At 59.0% G+C, this 15,103-nt stretch carries 11 protein-coding genes; 6 read left to right on the top strand and 5 right to left on the bottom strand.

The genetic code is table 11. The features are described from left to right. Positions 1–14: 14 nt before the first annotated feature. The gene (locus AC8GFP_RS05615; protein ID WP_506611104.1) at positions 15–1,166 is read right to left on the bottom strand and encodes an alpha-hydroxy acid oxidase; all 1,152 of its coding nucleotides are present in this window, start codon (positions 1,164–1,166) and stop codon (positions 15–17) included. A 42-nt stretch (positions 1,167–1,208) separates the two neighbouring features. Here AC8GFP_RS05615 and AC8GFP_RS05620 point away from each other — a divergent pair, with 42 nt between their 5' ends. After that, positions 1,209–2,375, top strand: coding sequence for a benzoate/H(+) symporter BenE family transporter (locus AC8GFP_RS05620; protein ID WP_506611106.1), 1,167 nt, complete (start codon positions 1,209–1,211; stop codon positions 2,373–2,375). Positions 2,376–2,382: 7 nt separating this feature from the next. Here the strand turns inward: AC8GFP_RS05620 and AC8GFP_RS05625 are convergent, their stop codons facing one another. The 3 genes from AC8GFP_RS05625 to argH all read right to left on the bottom strand — a co-directional run bounded on the left by AC8GFP_RS05625 (position 2,383) and on the right by argH (position 6,954). Next, positions 2,383–4,065: an AMP-binding protein gene (locus AC8GFP_RS05625; RefSeq protein WP_506611108.1), complete on the bottom strand. Its 1,683-nt coding sequence runs from the start codon at positions 4,063–4,065 to the stop codon at positions 2,383–2,385. Between the two features lie 73 nt (positions 4,066–4,138). Then, entirely contained in the window at positions 4,139–5,503 is a 1,365-nt protein-coding gene (locus tag AC8GFP_RS05630; protein WP_506611110.1) for an NAD(P)/FAD-dependent oxidoreductase, read from the bottom strand. Continuing rightward, on the bottom strand, positions 5,500–6,954 hold the full coding sequence (gene argH, locus AC8GFP_RS05635; protein ID WP_506611112.1) for an argininosuccinate lyase: 1,455 nt from the start codon (positions 6,952–6,954) through the stop codon (positions 5,500–5,502). Before argH ends, AC8GFP_RS05630 begins: the two co-directional genes overlap by 4 nt. A 979-nt stretch (positions 6,955–7,933) precedes the next feature. Here argH and AC8GFP_RS05640 point away from each other — a divergent pair. Then, on the top strand, positions 7,934–8,128 hold the full coding sequence (locus AC8GFP_RS05640) for a hypothetical protein (RefSeq protein ID WP_506611114.1): 195 nt from the start codon (positions 7,934–7,936) through the stop codon (positions 8,126–8,128). A gap of 8 nt (positions 8,129–8,136) precedes the next feature. Here AC8GFP_RS05640 and ppc read toward each other — a convergent pair whose 3' ends face one another. Beyond that, entirely contained in the window at positions 8,137–10,956 is a 2,820-nt protein-coding gene (gene ppc, locus AC8GFP_RS05645) for a phosphoenolpyruvate carboxylase (protein WP_506611116.1), read from the bottom strand. Positions 10,957–11,040: 84 nt separating this feature from the next. Here ppc and hemC point away from each other — a divergent pair, with 84 nt between their 5' ends. Genes hemC through AC8GFP_RS05665 form a run of 4 tightly spaced genes read left to right on the top strand, consistent with a single transcriptional unit; the run spans position 11,041 to position 15,093 of the window. After that, a complete protein-coding gene (gene hemC / locus AC8GFP_RS05650; RefSeq protein ID WP_506611118.1) occupies positions 11,041–11,952 on the top strand; it encodes a hydroxymethylbilane synthase in 912 nt (303 codons plus the stop codon). Further along, on the top strand, positions 11,953–12,744 hold the full coding sequence (locus AC8GFP_RS05655; protein WP_506611120.1) for a uroporphyrinogen-III synthase: 792 nt from the start codon (positions 11,953–11,955) through the stop codon (positions 12,742–12,744). After that, positions 12,741–13,805, top strand: a complete 1,065-nt coding sequence (locus tag AC8GFP_RS05660) for a uroporphyrinogen-III C-methyltransferase (protein WP_506611122.1) — start codon at positions 12,741–12,743, stop codon at positions 13,803–13,805. The genes AC8GFP_RS05655 and AC8GFP_RS05660 overlap by 4 nt, the downstream gene beginning before the upstream one ends. Before the next feature lies 1 nt (position 13,806). Continuing rightward, complete coding sequence (locus AC8GFP_RS05665; RefSeq protein WP_506611124.1) at positions 13,807–15,093, top strand: heme biosynthesis protein HemY; 1,287 nt, start codon at positions 13,807–13,809, stop codon at positions 15,091–15,093. Positions 15,094–15,103 lie beyond the last annotated feature (10 nt).

The following is a 15,103-nucleotide window of genomic DNA, read 5'->3' on the forward strand; positions in this document are numbered from 1 at the left end:
AAAAAAACAAAGCCTTAATTGGGCAGGGTTCCTGGCAGCAGAATGCCCTTGTCAACCGTGTTGATTTGGGTGTGGCCACAAAAGGCCATGCTCAATTCGAGTTCGCGGTGGATGATTTGCAAGGCCTTGGCCACACCTTCTTCACCCATGGCGCCCAAGCCATACAGCATGGCGCGGCCAATGTAGGTGCCTTGGGCACCCAAGGCCTTGGCTTTCAACACATCTTGGCCGCTGCGGATGCCGCTGTCCATGTGCACTTCAATCTGGCGGCCCACCGCATCGACAATGCGGGGCAGGGCGTTGATGCTGGACTCTGCACCGTCGAGTTGACGGCCACCGTGGTTGGACACGATCAAGGCATCAGCGCCGCTGCGCACCGCCAGTTGCGCGTCTTCCACGTCTTGGATGCCTTTCAAAATCAGCTTGCCGCCCCAGCGCTTTTTCACCCATTCCACGTCTTCCCAGCTGAGTGTGGGGTCGAATTGGTTGGCGGTCCATTCGCCCAATGAGCTCATGTCGTTCACGCCTTGCACATGGCCAACGATGTTGCCAAAACTACGGCGCGGTGTGCCCAGCATGCCCAAGCACCAACGCGGCTTGGTCATCAGGTTGAGGATGTTGGCGAGGGTGGGTTTGGGCGGTGCCGACAAACCGTTTTTCAAATCTTTGTGGCGTTGCCCCAGGATTTGCAAATCCAGGGTGAGCACCAGTGCGCCGCAGTTGGCGGCTTTGGCGCGGTCGATCAGGCGTTCAATGAAGGCGCGGTCGCGCATCACATAGAGCTGAAACCAAAAACCTTCGCCCACATGCTTGGCAATGTCTTCAATCGAGCAAATGCTCATGGTGGAGAGGGTGAAAGGAATGCCGAATTTTTTGGCGGCGCGGGCGGCCAAAATTTCACCGTCGGCATGTTGCATGCCGGTCATGCCGGTGGGCGCGATGGCGACAGGCATGGCGACTGGTTGACCAATCATGGTGGATGACGTGTCCCGCTTTTCAATGTTCACGGCAACACGCTGGCGGAATTTGATCTTCTGAAAATCATCCTCATTGGCGCGGTAGGTGCTTTCGGTCCAGCTGCCTGAATCGGCGTAGTCGTAAAACATGCGCGGTACGCGTTTTTCGGCCAACACTCTCAAATCTTCAATGGTCGTGATCACAGACATCCAGTTACTCCTGTTCAATCCCATCATGTTAGCCTCTGCGCCATGAGATTTTTCAAAGACGTGGCGCTGTCCACGGTGTTCGCTGGCGGGGTCACCGTCTTGGTGGGCTTCACCAGTTCCTTGGCCTTGGTGTTTCAAGCGGCGCAAGCCACGGGCGCGGATGCTGCCCAAATGGCTTCATGGGTATGGGCCTTGGGCATGGGGATGGCGGCCACGTGCATCGGCCTGTCTTGGCGCTACCGCACACCCATCGTCACCGCGTGGTCCACCTCGGGTGCGGCCATGCTCATCATCTCTGCGCCAGGTTGGCCCATGGGCGAGGTGGTGGCTGCTTTTGTCATGTCATCCCTGATGGTCACCTTGGTGGGCTTCAGTGGCTGGTTTGAACGCTTCATGGATCGGGTGCCCCTGCCTTTGGCGGCTGGCATGTTGGCCGGTGTGTTGCTGCGGCTGGGCTTGGATGTGTTCGTGGTCATGTCCACGCAACTCTGGTTGCCCTTGATCATGGTCTTGGTGTATTTGCTGACCATGCGTTGGTCGCCGCGCTATGCCGTGGTGCTGACCATGCTGGTGGGCGGCGTGCTGGCTGCGATGCAAGGGCAGGTGCACTTGCAAGACATTGATTGGCAATGGGCGCATCCGGTGTGGACCACCCCAACATTCACGCTGTCCGGGTTCATCAGCTTGGCCTTGCCGTTCTTCATTGTGAACATGGCCTCGCAAAACATCCCAGGCGTGGCCTCGCTTCGGGCCCACGACTACCACCCACCCTTGTCGCCGGTCATTGGCTGGATTGGTGTGGCGAATGTGGTGCTCGCACCCTTCGGCGCTTTCTCGGTGAACTTGGCGGCCATCACCGCCTCCATTTGTTCCAGCCCCGAGGCGCACCCCGATCGCTCGAGGCGCTACACCGCCGCCATCAGTGCGGGTGTGTTTTATTTCATCGCCGGTTTGGCCGGGGCCTCGATGGTGAGCGTGTTCGCCGCCTTCCCCAAAGCCTTGGTGACCGTGATTGCAGGCATTGCGCTGTTTGGCACCATCTCCAACGCCTTGGCCACGGCTTTGCAGAATGTGTCTCACCGACAAGCGGCGTTTTTGACGTTTGTGGTCACCGCTTCCGGCTTCAGCCTGTGGGGCATCAGCTCGGCGTTTTGGGGTTTACTGGCGGGCTTGCTGGCTTGGGCCTTGTCCGGACAAAAAGCCGAATAGACCAGGTTCAAGCCCAGATCACGTTTTTGCCATGGGTGTACCAGTTGTCAATCTGGTGTTGCACATTGAACTCGATGCGGCTGCGCTTGATTTTCATGGTGGGTGTGAGGCAACCGTTCTCGATGGTCCAAGGCTCGGTGCTCAGGACCAACATTTTCAGTTGTTCATATTCTGCGGAATGGGCATTCACATGGGCCAACAAATTGGCCATTTCTTGCTCAACCTCGGCACGCACACTGGCTTGCGAAACCTTGGGCCGCAGGTCTTCGGCCAGCACCACCAGCGCGTAAGCCTTTTCAAAGCCCGAACCGGACACCATGCACAACTCCACCATGGGGTTGGCATTCAATCGGTTTTCAATGGGTGCTGGGGCCACGTACTTGCCCTTGCTGGTTTTGAATTGCTCTTTCAAACGGCCGGTGATTTTCAGCTGGCCATCCGGCAGGCGTGAACCCAGATCGCCGGTTTTGAAGAAGCCATCCGAGGTGAAACTTTGGGCATCCAAGTCGGGGCGTTTGTAATAGCCCAGCATTTGCCCGGGCGACTTGATGAGCACTTCACCTTCTTCGCTGATGCGCACTTGCACACCGGGGTAGGGCGGGCCGACATAGCCGGGTTCGTTGAACTTCCCATGCTGGGTGTGCGAATAGGCGAAGTCCTCGGTCATGGCATAGCCTTCCACCAGGTTCAAGCCCAGGCGGCGGTACCAGCGAATGAGCTCGGGCGGCAAGGGGGCCGAGCCACTGCCAGCCAACTCGACTTGATCCAGACCCAAGCCCACCAAAATTTTGCGGGCCACCACGTTTTTCAACACGGGGATGCTCAGCAGCAGATTGAGTTTTTTAGAGGGCATCTTGGCAAACACGCCTTGCTGGAATTTCATCCACAAACGCGGCACCGAAATGAAGATGGTGGGTCGCGCACGTTGCAAATCTTGCACGAAGGTGTCCAAGGACTCGGCAAAAAAGACGTGCAGTCGGCCATGCATGAAGGCGGTGGATTCGACAAAGGCGCGTTCAAACACGTGGGCCAAAGGCAGGTAGGACAACATGCGGTGGCCACGGTCGCCGCCCATGGTTTCCACCAAGCGGTCAAGGATGCCTTGCGTGGCCGCACTGATGCGCTCGAAGGAATGCATGGCGCCCTTGGGTTGTCCAGTGGAGCCTGAGGTGTAAATGATCATGGCCAAGTCGGTGGGCTCGCGCCAGGGTTCGCCGCTCAGGGGTTCGGTGCGGCCGGTGATGGCGTCCCAGGTGTCGTAGGTGGTGCTGGGGGCCAATGGCAGGGCGATGCGCGGCAGGTGCTCGGGCACGCCGGGGGCTTGTTTCGGCCATTCGTCCAATTTGCCGACAAACAACAGGCTGGACTCGGAGTGTTCCAACACAAACTTCACGGTGTCGGCACTTTCCGTTGGGAAGATGGCCACGGTGGTGTAACCCGCCATCCAAATCGCCAATTCTGTGAGGAAGAAATGCGCACAGTTTTTGGACAAGATGGCGACTTTGGCCCCATGCGGCAAGCCCAAAGACTTCAAATGCGCCGCCATGCGCCGCGATTGATCGACAGCCTGCGCCCAGGTGAGGTTTTGCACCTGTCCCTGACCGGTGGGCTGGGTCAGGAAGATGTTGTTGGCTTGCTCGCGTTCGTTGTCATAGATGCGTTGAAGCAGCATGGGGGCAGTGGTCGTCATGGTTTGTCTCTGGTTGTGGTTCCAGCGTCTGTGCGCTGATGAGACAAATCATACGCAGATTCAACCCTCTCAGTCAGCTTTCTCCGACGTGTTCGGGTTTTTCCAGGGTGCCCGCCACCACCCGGGCATTGCGGCTGTAACTGGCATAGGCCATGGCCCAATCCATCAAAACCACCAAACGATTGCGAAAACCAATTAAAAAGTAAATGTGGGCCAGCAACCAAAACCACCAGGCCAGCCGCTTTGAAAAGCGCAAGGGACCGAAAGGGGTGCTCAAGTCAACCACGGCGCTGTTGTGGCCAATCGTGGCCAGGTTGCCGTAATCGGCATAACGAAATGCATGGGTGGCTTTGCCTGCGATGCGTTTGAGGATGTTGGCCGCGGCCAAGTGGCCCATTTGTTTGGCCCCCGGTGAGACCCCGGGCACCGGCGTGGGTTTTTTGCCGGGTTGGTGGCTCATGGCGGCTGCCAAATCGCCAATCACACTGATGTGGGGACAACCCGGCACGCTCAGGTCGGGGTTGACCACCACACGACCGGCGCGGTCGATGCTGCAGCCGGTGTTTTGGGCGATGTTCGCGCCCAAGGGCGAGGCCGCCACACCCGCAGCCCAGACCACGCATTTGCTGGCAATCGTGTAATCCACCGTCCCCGACACACCCGCAGGCGCAGGGCCACGAACCTTCAAACCTTGGGCATCAATGGAGGTGACGATGGCATTCAAGCGCACCTCCACCCCCAGGTTTTGCAGTTGGCTCAGGGCCTTGGCGCTCAGGCTTTCGGGCATGGCTTGCAGCACACGCGGCCCGCCTTCGAGCAACAAAATCCGGGCGTCATGCGGGTTGATGCGGCGGAATTCACCGACCAAGGTTTGGCGGGCGATTTCAGCGAAGGCCCCGGCCATTTCCACACCGGTGGGACCAGCACCAATGACGCACAAGGTCAGCCAGTCTTGGCGTTTTTCAGGGTCCGGTTCTTTCTCGGCCGATTCAAAGGCAAACAAGAGGCGACGACGGATTTCAAACGCGTCTTCCAGCGTTTTCAAGCCCGGCGCGTGGGCGGCCCATTCGTCATGGCCAAAGTAACTGTGGGTGGCGCCAGCCGCCACCACCAAGTGGTCAAACAACAAGCTGCTGCCATCCGACAAGAGCACTTGTTTGCCGGCGGCGTCAATGTTGCTGACCTCGGCCAGCAAGGTGGTCAAGTTCGCTTGTTCGCGAAACAAACTGCGCGTGGGGGCCGCGATGGCTGGTGCGGCCAAACCTGCCGTGGCCACCTGGTAAAGCAGGGGTTGGAACAAATGGTGGTTGGTCTTGTCCACCAAGGTGATGTCGACAGGCGCTTTGGCCAGGGACTTGGCGGCTTCGAGACCGCCAAAGCCGCCGCCGATGATGACGACGCGGGGTCGTTGGGGTGTTTGCATCGGGCTGGCACTCATGCGAGGCGGGCTTGGTGCCGCGCGATTTGCGCTTGCACCTGCGCCGGTGCAGTGCCGCCCAAGGTGTTGCGAGCGTTCAAAGAGCCCTGCAGGCTCAACACGTCATACACATCTTTCTCGATGGACGCGTGAAAGCCTTGCAGCACATTCAATGGCAACTCGGACAAGTCGCAGCGGTGGCTGGCGGCGGCCTTCACCGCGTGCGCCACGGTCTCGTGGGCATCGCGAAATGGCAGGCCTTTTTTCACCAAATAGTCGGCCAAGTCGGTGGCGGTGGCAAAGCCTTTTTTAGCGGCGTCTTCCATGGCCTGCGCATTCACCCGGATGCCGCCCTCTTTGACGCCGGTGGCCGGGTTCACTTGGCCGCCCACCATCTCGGCAAAGATGCGCAGCGTGTCTTTCAAGGTGTCCACCGTGTCAAACAGCGGTTCTTTGTCTTCTTGGTTGTCTTTGTTGTAGGCCAGCGGTTGGCCCTTCATCAGGGTGATCAAACCCATCAGGTGGCCGACCACGCGACCAGTTTTGCCGCGAGCCAACTCGGGCACATCCGGGTTTTTCTTCTGCGGCATGATGGACGAGCCGGTGGTGAAGCGGTCGGCGATTTGGATGAAGCCAAAGTTTTGGCTCATCCAGACAATCAGCTCTTCGCTCAAGCGGCTGATGTGCACCATGCACAGCGCAGCGGCGGCGGTGAACTCGATGGCGAAGTCGCGGTCGCTCACGCCGTCCAAGCTGTTTTGGCAGACCTGGGGCTCGCCTTGCGCATTGACCATGCCCAAAGACTTGGCGACACGTTCGCGGTCTAAGGGATAGGTGGTGCCTGCCAAGGCGGCCGAGCCCAAGGGCAAACGGTTGGTGCGGTTTCGAATGTCGGCCATGCGTTCATCGTCGCGCGACAGCATTTCCACATAAGCCAGCAAATGGTGGGCGAAGCTGATCGGCTGTGCCACTTGCAAATGCGTGAAGCCGGGCATGACGGTGTGGGTGTGCTGCGCGGCCACATCGACCAAAGCGCGTTGCAGGTTCTTCAGCAGTTCGCGGATCGCGTCAATCTCGTCACGCAGCCACAGGCGCACATCGGTGGCGACTTGGTCGTTGCGGCTGCGGCCGGTGTGCAGCCGTTTGCCAGCGTCTCCCACCAGTTGGGTCAGCCGCGCTTCGATATTGAGGTGCACGTCTTCAAGCTCCAGCTTCCATTCAAACTGGCCGCTTTCAATGTCTTGGGTGATCTGCGTCAGGCCGCGCTGGATGTCGGCCCAGTCTTGCGCACTGATGATGCCTTGGGCTTGCAGCATCTCGGCATGGGCCAAGCTGCCTTGGATGTCGGCACGCCACAGGCGCTTATCGAAAAACACGCTGGCCGTGTAGCGCTGCACCAACTCGCTCATCGGTTCGGAGAACAGGGCGGACCAAGCCTGGGATTTGCGGTCGAGCGAATTGGAAGAAGTCATCGGGGCATTTTAGGTGTGGGCTGACAGGGCTTGGGCGGGCGGCGCAGGCGTGCCTTCAGAACCAGCTTGGCTTGATGAAGCCCAAGGAAGTCACGCGGCTTGCATACCACGGCGGGCTCGTCTGCCGCTCACCGCCACTTCGTGGCAACGTTCGCTACGCATCCGACCCGCCATGTTCTGCAAGCTGAAGCATCTCTTCAGAGCCGCTCACCGCAGCGGAGCTGCAACGTTCGCTTGCGCATTTGACCCAGCACGTTGGTCAAGCTGTAGTGATTCCATCGCCAGCAGGCAGATCAAATTCAAGCGGTTTTGGCGTCGGTCCAAAACCCCTTGTTTTGAGGGGTGGGTCAGCAGGGACGGGGCTTGCAGGCGTTTTTATGACACATAAATTCAAGGATTTGCCAAAATTTTGTATCACCTGCTGACCAAAGAAATGGGGTCAGATTCCAATTAATTTCGCGCCTCAGTTATCAGCTTGCCGAAACATTCCTTCAGCGCAGCACGGCCTGGGGGCCATTTTTTGAGCGAAAGACCAGAAAAATGCTCCCCCATGGCGGGCGGCGCAGGCGTGCATTCAGAACCAACTTGGCTTGATGAAGCTCATGGCGGGCGCCGCAGGCGCGTCCTCTTTGCCCCACTTTCAAAGCATATATTGGGCTTCTTGCCGGTCCCTGCATGGGAAATGGGGGTCAGATTCCAATTAATTTCGGGAAATGGGGGTCAGATTCCAATTAATTTCGCGCCTCAGTTACCAGCTTGCCGAAACATTCCTTCAAAGCCGCACGGCCTGGGGGCCATTTTTTGAGCGAAAGACCAGAAAAATGCGCCCCCATGGCGGGCGGCGCAGGCGTGACTCCAAAACAGCGTGCCTTCAGCGCCACCACTTGCAACCCCACCATTTGTAAGCCTGCCAAAGGCCTGTCAGTGCTAAATTCTTCGCAGACCCCAGAACGGGGACAACTTAACGGAGACATTGTTCATGTGGAAACTAGCATTGGGATTTGTGATTTTTGCCGCCGTCGCACTTTTTGCGATTTACAAAGCAGGCGGCAATGTGGACATGAGCGGTGAAAAACACGGTGCAGATGCCGTTCACGCCCCAGAGGAAACCAAACCAGCCACTGCACCCGCCGCGGCCACCGAAGCACCAGCCGCTCCTGCCCCAGCCAAGTAAGCGCAGGCTTAGCCTGTATTCCTCAGACCTGCTGCAATCCCATTGATGGACAGGTGAATACCGCGCTGCGCCCGTTCGTCGGTGATGCCCGCGCGGTGCCGCCGAATCAACTCCACTTGCAAATGGTGCAGCGGGTCGATGTAGGGAAAACGGTGCTTGATGGACCGCGCCAGCGCCGCGTTGTTGGCCAGGCGTTGCTTGGCCCCGGTGATGAGTTGCAGCGCCTGCGCCGTCAGTTGCCACTCGGTTTCAATCGCTTTGAAAATCCGCCGGCGCAGTTTGACGTCGGTCACCAACTCGGCGTAGCGCGAGGCCAGCGCCAAATCGCTCTTGGCCATCACCATGTCGATGTTGGAGAGCAAGGTGCGAAAAAACGGCCACTGTTTTTCCATGCGGCGCAACAGCGCCAGGGCTTGGGCGCGGCTCAGTGAGGGGTGCTGGTCTAAAAACTGGTGCACCGCCGAGCCAAAGCCGAGCCACCCGGGCAGGGTCAGGCGGCATTGGCCCCAGCTGAAGCCCCAGGGAATGGCCCGCAGGTCTTCAATCCTTTGGCTGGCTTTTCGTGAAGCAGGCCGAGAACCAATATTGAGTGCAGCAATTTCACGCAATGGCGTGGCTTCAAAAAAGTAGTCGGTGAAGCCGGGCGTCTCGTAGACCAAATGCCGGTAGGCCTTGAAGCTGTGCGCCGACAAAACTTCGGCCGCCTCAATGAAAGCACGAGGCGCGGCTTTTTGGGCTTGCAACAGGCTGGCCTCCATGGTGGCCGCCACCAAAGTCTCCAAATTGCGCCGTCCCAACATGGGGTTGGCGTATTTCGAATTGATCACTTCACCTTGCTCGGTGAGTCGGATTTGGCCGCGCACCGTGCCGGGGGGTTGCGCAAGAATAGCGTCAAAACTCGGACCGCCGCCGCGCCCCACGGTGCCGCCGCGCCCATGGAACAAGCGCAGCGTGATGCCATGTGCTTCCTCCAAATGTTGGAACACATTCACCAAGGCCAACTCGGCTTGGTAGAGCGACCAGTTGCTGGTGAAGATGCCGCCGTCTTTGTTGCTGTCAGAGTAGCCCAGCATGATGTCTTGCTCGCCACTGCTGCGTTTCACCATGGCCGCGATGCCGGGCAGCGCGTAATAGGCCCGCATGATGTACGGCGCTTGTTGCAAGTCTTCAATGGTTTCAAACAGCGGCGACACGATCAACGCCGCCAAGGCTGCATCGTTCAAGCGGCCTTGCAGCAAGCCGGTTTCTTTTTGCAACACCAACACTTCCAGCAAGTCGCTCACGCTTTCGGTGTGGCTGATGATGGCGTGGCGAATAGCGTCTGCGCCAAAGTCATCGCGCACTTGCCGCGCGGTTTCAAAAATGCGCAACTCGGACACGCTGTGGGCGCTGTAGCTGTGGTGCGGCAGGCGCAAGGGACGCGGGTCGTTCAAGCTTTGCATCAGCAGGGCTTGCTTGTCTGCTTCGCTCAATTTGGCGTACTGCGCGTGAATGCCTGCGACTTTCAGCAACTCGGCCACGACCAACTCGTGCTGGTCCGAGCTTTGCCGCAAATCGATGGTGGCCAACTGAAAGCCAAACACCTGCACGGCACGGATGAGGGGGCGCAGACGCGGCACCGCCAAGGCTTGGGCGTGTTGGGCGGTGAGGGCCTCGTCCAAGGTGTGCAAGTCGGCCAAGAAACTGTGGGCATCCGGGTAGGCTTGTTGCGGCGGCAGGGCGTGGCGAGCCGCTTCTTTGCCGGTCAGGTGCAGCAGCGTGGCGGCCAAGCGGGCGTAAATGAAGGTGAGGCTGCGTCGATAGGGCTCGTCTTGGCGGTGTGCGTTGGTGTCGGGCGACGAATCGGCCAAGGCTTGCAAGGCTTTGGGCACGCCCACCAACATGGCCGAAGTGGACAACTCACCGCCCAACCAATGGATCTCGGTCAGGTAGTGGCGCAGCGCCACTTCGCTTTGCCGTTGCACCGCGTATTGCAAGGTGTCGGCGTTCACATTCGGGTTGCCATCGCGGTCGCCGCCCATCCATTGGCCCATGCGGAAAAAAGGCGCAATGGCTTGGCCGCCCAGCGCGGCTTCCAGGTCGGCATACAGCTTGGGAATTTCAGACAAAAACGTGGACTCGTAATAGCCCATGGCGTTTTCAATTTCATCGGCCACGGTGAGTTTGGTGAAGCGCAGCAATCGGGTTTGCCACAGTTGCAGCACCCGGGCCCGCACTTGGGCGTCAATCTGCGCCAAGGCTTTGGCGGTGGTGGCGTCGGTGGGGCGGGACGTGATGGCGTCGCGTTCTTGCAAGCTGTGGGCGATGCCGCGCTCGGCGTCCAAAATACTTTTGCGCTGCACCTCGGTGGGGTGCGCTGTCAACACCGGTGAAATATGCGCATGGGACAAAGCTTGGCGAATCGCTTTGGCGGTCCAGCCCGCGTTTTTGAGTTTGCCCAAGGCCTGCTCGACACTGCCGCTGCGAATGTCGCCAGCACGTTCGTGCACTTGCTGGCGGCGAATGTGGTGCTGGTCTTCGGCCAAGTTCGCCAAATGGCTGAAGTAGGTGAAGGCGCGGATCACGCTCACCGCTTGCTCGCTGGACAAAGCCGCTAATTTTTTCTTCAAGGCTTTGCCTGCCAAGGCATCGGCATCGCGGCGAAACGCCACCGACAAGCGGCGAATTTGTTCCACCAACCCAAATGCCGCATCGCCTTCTTGTTCGCGGATCACGTCGCCCAAAATCCGACCCAACCAACGTATATCGTCCACCAGCGGTCGCTCTGCTTGGCTGAGAGCGCCGGACAGCGGGCGTTTGGCAACGAGCGGCACAGTGGTTTTGGTCATCCGATTTTTCGCGTCAGCAAGGGGAAACCATAGGAGGCCTCATGCTAGCATTTGAAGACATCAGACGACCAACACCCATCTATTTTGAGCCCTGTGCACCTGACCATCGCTACCCGTGAAAGCCGTTTGGCTTTGTGGCAAGCCCATCACATGCAAGACCTGTTGCGAGCGCAAGGCTGCAAGGTGGATATCTTGGGCATGACCACCCAAGGCGATCAAATCCTCGACCGGTCTTTGAGCAAAGTCGGTGGCAAAGGTTTGTTTGTCAAAGAACTCGAAGTCGCTTTGGAAGAAGGCCGAGCCGATTTGGCGGTGCATTCCTTGAAAGACGTGCCCATGGACATGCCCGAGGGCTTTGCCTTGGCCTGCGTCATGGCCCGCGAAGACCCCCGTGACGCTTGGGTGTCGCCGCACTTCGCCACGCTGCAAGACCTGCCCATTGGCGCCGTGGTGGGCACCTCGAGTTTGCGCCGCACCGTGTTGCTTCACGCATTGCGCCCCGACCTGCAAATTGAGCCCTTGCGCGGCAATTTGGACACCCGTTTGCGCAAACTCGATGAAGGCCAATACGCTGGCATCGTGCTGGCCGCTGCAGGTTTGAAGCGTTTGGGTCTGGCCGATCGCATTCGCCATATTTTTGCCACCACGGACATGTTGCCCGCGGCTGGACAAGGCGCTTTGGGGATTGAAATTCGCAGCCACCGCGACGATGTGAAAAGCATCTTGGCACCCCTGGCCGATCAAACCACCTGGTTGGCCGTGGCCGCCGAACGCGCGGTCAGCCGTGCCATGGGGGGCAGTTGCTCCATGCCTTTGGCTGCCCATGCGGTCTTGCATGGTCAAGTGCTCGACTTGCACGCCGCTTGGGGCAGTCTTGAAAATCTGAAGGCCCCTTTGATCCGTGCCCATTGCCAAGGTGATGTCAGCAGCTTGGCCGACGCTGAAGAGATCGGCTTGGCGGCTGCACAACAACTGCACAGCCAAGGGGCGGCCTGAGTGGCCAAACCCCAGGCTGTTGTCATTACCCGACCTGTTGCTGAAAGTCTGTTGTGGTCGAAAGCCATCGCACGGGCAGGTTTTGAGGTACTCGCTTGGCCGCTGATTGAGGTGCAAGCCCATGCGGACTTGATGCGCATCAACAAAGCATTGGCCGCTTGGCATGGTTACCAAGCCGTCATGTTTGTCAGCCGTGCCGCTGTGGTGCATGCTTTTCAACACCATCGACCCAAAGCCGGTTGGGGCCTGACCCGCTGCTGGGCCACGGGTCCAGGCACCCGACAAGCTTTGCTGGATGTCGGCGTCCCCGAGGGGCTGATCGATTCGCCGCCATTGCAGGCTGGCCAATTTGACACCGAAGCCTTGTGGCGCGTGGTGTCGCCCCAACTCTTGCCAGGTCGCCCCGTGTTGTTGTTGCGTGGCAGCGATGGTGACAAGCCTGCAACCGCCGATGAAGGCATTGGCCGCGATTGGTTGATGAAGCAACTCGATAGCGTCAACCTCCAAGTCGACAGCGTGGCGGTTTATCAAAGGAATCTGCCCGTGTGGGATGCGCCACAACAAGCCCGCGCCAAAATGGCGGCGCAGGATGGCAGCATTTGGGTGTTCAGCAGCAGCCAGTCCGTCACCCATTTGGCGCAGCTGTTGCCAGCTCAAGATTGGTCCAAGGCGAGGGCCTTGGCCACCCATGAGCGCATTGCCGATGCCAACCGGCAAATCGGCTTTCAACACATCCGGGTGTGCAAGCCCACCTTGCTGGACATCATCGCCTCATTAGAATCCTTTGAATGAGCAGTGCCACACCTTCAGACAATGATTCCAAGCTTGGTGTGACTGAACACGCCCTGCCTGCCAGCCGCTGGCGCAGATGGATGCCTCATGCCAGTCTGGTCATGGCCGTCATTGCGGTGTTGATGTCATGGCAGCTCTGGCAAAAAGTCAGCACCATGCAAGAGATGCTGGCCAGGCAAAGCGCCGATGCTGGCCAACTCTCGATGCAAGCCAACAGCTTGGCCAAAAATGCCCAAGAGCTCACCCAAGAAACAGCAGCCCGTGTGGCATTGCTGGATGCGCGTTTGAGTGAAGTGGCATTGCAGCGCAGCCAGTTGGAAGATTTGATGCAAAGCTTGTCGCGTTCGCGTGATGAAAACCTGGTGGTGGACATCGAGTCTGCGCTGGGTTTGGCCCAGCAACAAGCCGAATTGACCGGCAGCATTCAGCCCATGTTGGCCGCATTGCAATCAGCGCAAAAACGCTTGTCCAAAGTGCCGCAACCGCGTTTGACGCCCGTGCTGCGAGCCATCCAACGTGACATCGACATTTTGCAATCTGCCAGCCTGACAGATTTGCCCAACGTGTTGATTCGATTGGACGAGTTGGTGGTGTTGGTTGAAACCTTGCCCATGGTGAATGCCGTGGGCCCCAGCCGCAAAGGGGCGCTGTCTACCGACCAACGACCCCAGCCCAGCTGGTCGCAAATGTGGGCCAACAATGATTTATCGGGGGTGGGTCAACGCATTTGGCAAGAGATCACAGGCCTGGTCCGTGTCAGTCGGATCGAGGTGCCCGAATCGGTTTTGCTGACACCTGAGCAAAGCTTCTTTGCCCGCGAAAACTTGAAGCTTCGCTTGCTCAACGCCCGATTGGGTTTGTTGGCGCGGCAAACCATCACCGCCCGCAACGACCTGGCCACGGCTGAGCGTGACATGAATCAGTTTTTCGATTTGTCCAACCGCCCGGGTCAAACCGCCAAAGCCTTGTTGAGACAAGTACAGGGCCAAATCCGCTTGACCAACTTGCCTCGCTTGGACGGCACCATGGCAGCTTTGGCCACAGCATCGGCGGGCCGCTGAGATGCGCTTGGCTTTGTGGCTGATTGCCCTGTTTGGTGTGGCCGTCTCGGTGGCGCTGGGTCTGAGCCAGCAGTACGGCACGGTCACGGTGTTTGTGCCGCCTTACCGGGTCGACTTGTCCTTGAACCTGGTGGTCATTGCTTTGGTGTTGGGCTTTGTGTTGTCTTACTTGGCATTGCGCGGCGTGATGTCCTTGTTCGAACTGCCAGCACAAGCACGCAACTGGCGTGCCCAGCAACGCGAACGGGTGGCGCAAACCGCCTTGCTCAACGCCATGGTGTTGTGGATGACCGGGCGTTACACACGTTCGCGCAAAGCCGCCATGCAAGCGCTCAGCCAAGTTGAAAGTCTGTTGACCGTCGCCCCGCCCGAACACCTGCCCAGTTTGGGTTTGATGCGCAGCTTGTTGCATTTGCTGGCCGCTGAAAGCGCCCATGCGTTGCGCGACCACCCGGCGCGGGAACAGCACTTCCAGCAAGTACTGGCCCATCAAGACATGGGGCGTGTGGCGCAAAAACTGGAACTGCGGGATGCCGCGCATTTGAATGCCGTGCGCTGGGCTTTGCATGACCGCGACAACGCTACCGCGCAGCAGTATTTGGGCTTGCTGCCGCATGGCACGGCGCGTCGCACACTGGCGCTGCGTTTGCGTTTGAAAGCAGATCGTTTGGGACAAAACCATTTGCCCGCCTTGGACACGGCCCGCTTGCTGGCCAAGCACGGCGCGTTTTCTGCCGCACCGGCGCTGAGTTTGGTGCGTGGCTTGGCCATCGCTTGTTTGGACGATTGTCATGACAGCGGACAGTTGCAAGCCTCTTGGCAACTTCTGCTGCCAGACGAGCGGTTGCAAGTGGACATCGCCATGCATGCGGCGCAACGCTTGTTGACGCTGGAAGGTGAACCCACCTTGGCCTTGAAATGGTTGCTTCCTGTTTGGCAAGAGCTCACCCGCATGCCCGAGACCGGCAGTGCTTTGCAGCGGCAACGCTTGGTGAAGGTCTTGGCCCAAGCCATGGACGCGATGACGCCCAACAGTGAATGGCTGGCGCGGGTCGAGCAAGCCCGCTTGGCCAATCCACGCAGCATGGAACTGCAGTACCTGAGTGGCATGGTCTGTTTGCGCCACGGCTTGTGGGGCAAGGCCCAGCAAATGCTGGAACAGGTGGCCCCGCGCATCACCGACAAAGACTTACAACGTCAAGCGTGGCGGGCCTTGGCCGAACTGGCCGAGCAAAAGGGCGACAACGCCCAGGCTTTGGCGTGCTGGAAGCTGTCCGCCAAAGTCTAGGCCAGCGGCT

Source organism: Limnohabitans simekii (SeqCode), from assembly GCF_965234735.1.
In the GTDB taxonomy this organism is placed as follows: domain Bacteria; phylum Pseudomonadota; class Gammaproteobacteria; order Burkholderiales; family Burkholderiaceae_C; genus Limnohabitans; species Limnohabitans simekii.

Excerpts from the sequence above, each read along its gene's own strand:
- AC8GFP_RS05615 (WP_506611104.1), bottom strand. The coding sequence starts at position 1,166 with ATGTCTGTGATCACGACCATTGAAGATTTGAGAGTGTTGGCCGAAAAA.
- AC8GFP_RS05620 (WP_506611106.1), top strand. The coding sequence starts at position 1,209 with ATGAGATTTTTCAAAGACGTGGCGCTGTCCACGGTGTTCGCTGGCGGG.
- AC8GFP_RS05625 (WP_506611108.1), bottom strand. The coding sequence starts at position 4,065 with ATGACGACCACTGCCCCCATGCTGCTTCAACGCATCTATGACAACGAA.
- AC8GFP_RS05630 (WP_506611110.1), bottom strand. The coding sequence starts at position 5,503 with ATGAGTGCCAGCCCGATGCAAACACCCCAACGACCCCGCGTCGTCATC.
- argH (WP_506611112.1), bottom strand. The coding sequence starts at position 6,954 with ATGACTTCTTCCAATTCGCTCGACCGCAAATCCCAGGCTTGGTCCGCC.
- AC8GFP_RS05640 (WP_506611114.1), top strand. The coding sequence starts at position 7,934 with ATGTGGAAACTAGCATTGGGATTTGTGATTTTTGCCGCCGTCGCACTT.
- ppc (WP_506611116.1), bottom strand. The coding sequence starts at position 10,956 with ATGACCAAAACCACTGTGCCGCTCGTTGCCAAACGCCCGCTGTCCGGC.
- AC8GFP_RS05660 (WP_506611122.1), top strand. The coding sequence starts at position 12,741 with ATGAGCAGTGCCACACCTTCAGACAATGATTCCAAGCTTGGTGTGACT.
- AC8GFP_RS05665 (WP_506611124.1), top strand. The coding sequence starts at position 13,807 with ATGCGCTTGGCTTTGTGGCTGATTGCCCTGTTTGGTGTGGCCGTCTCG.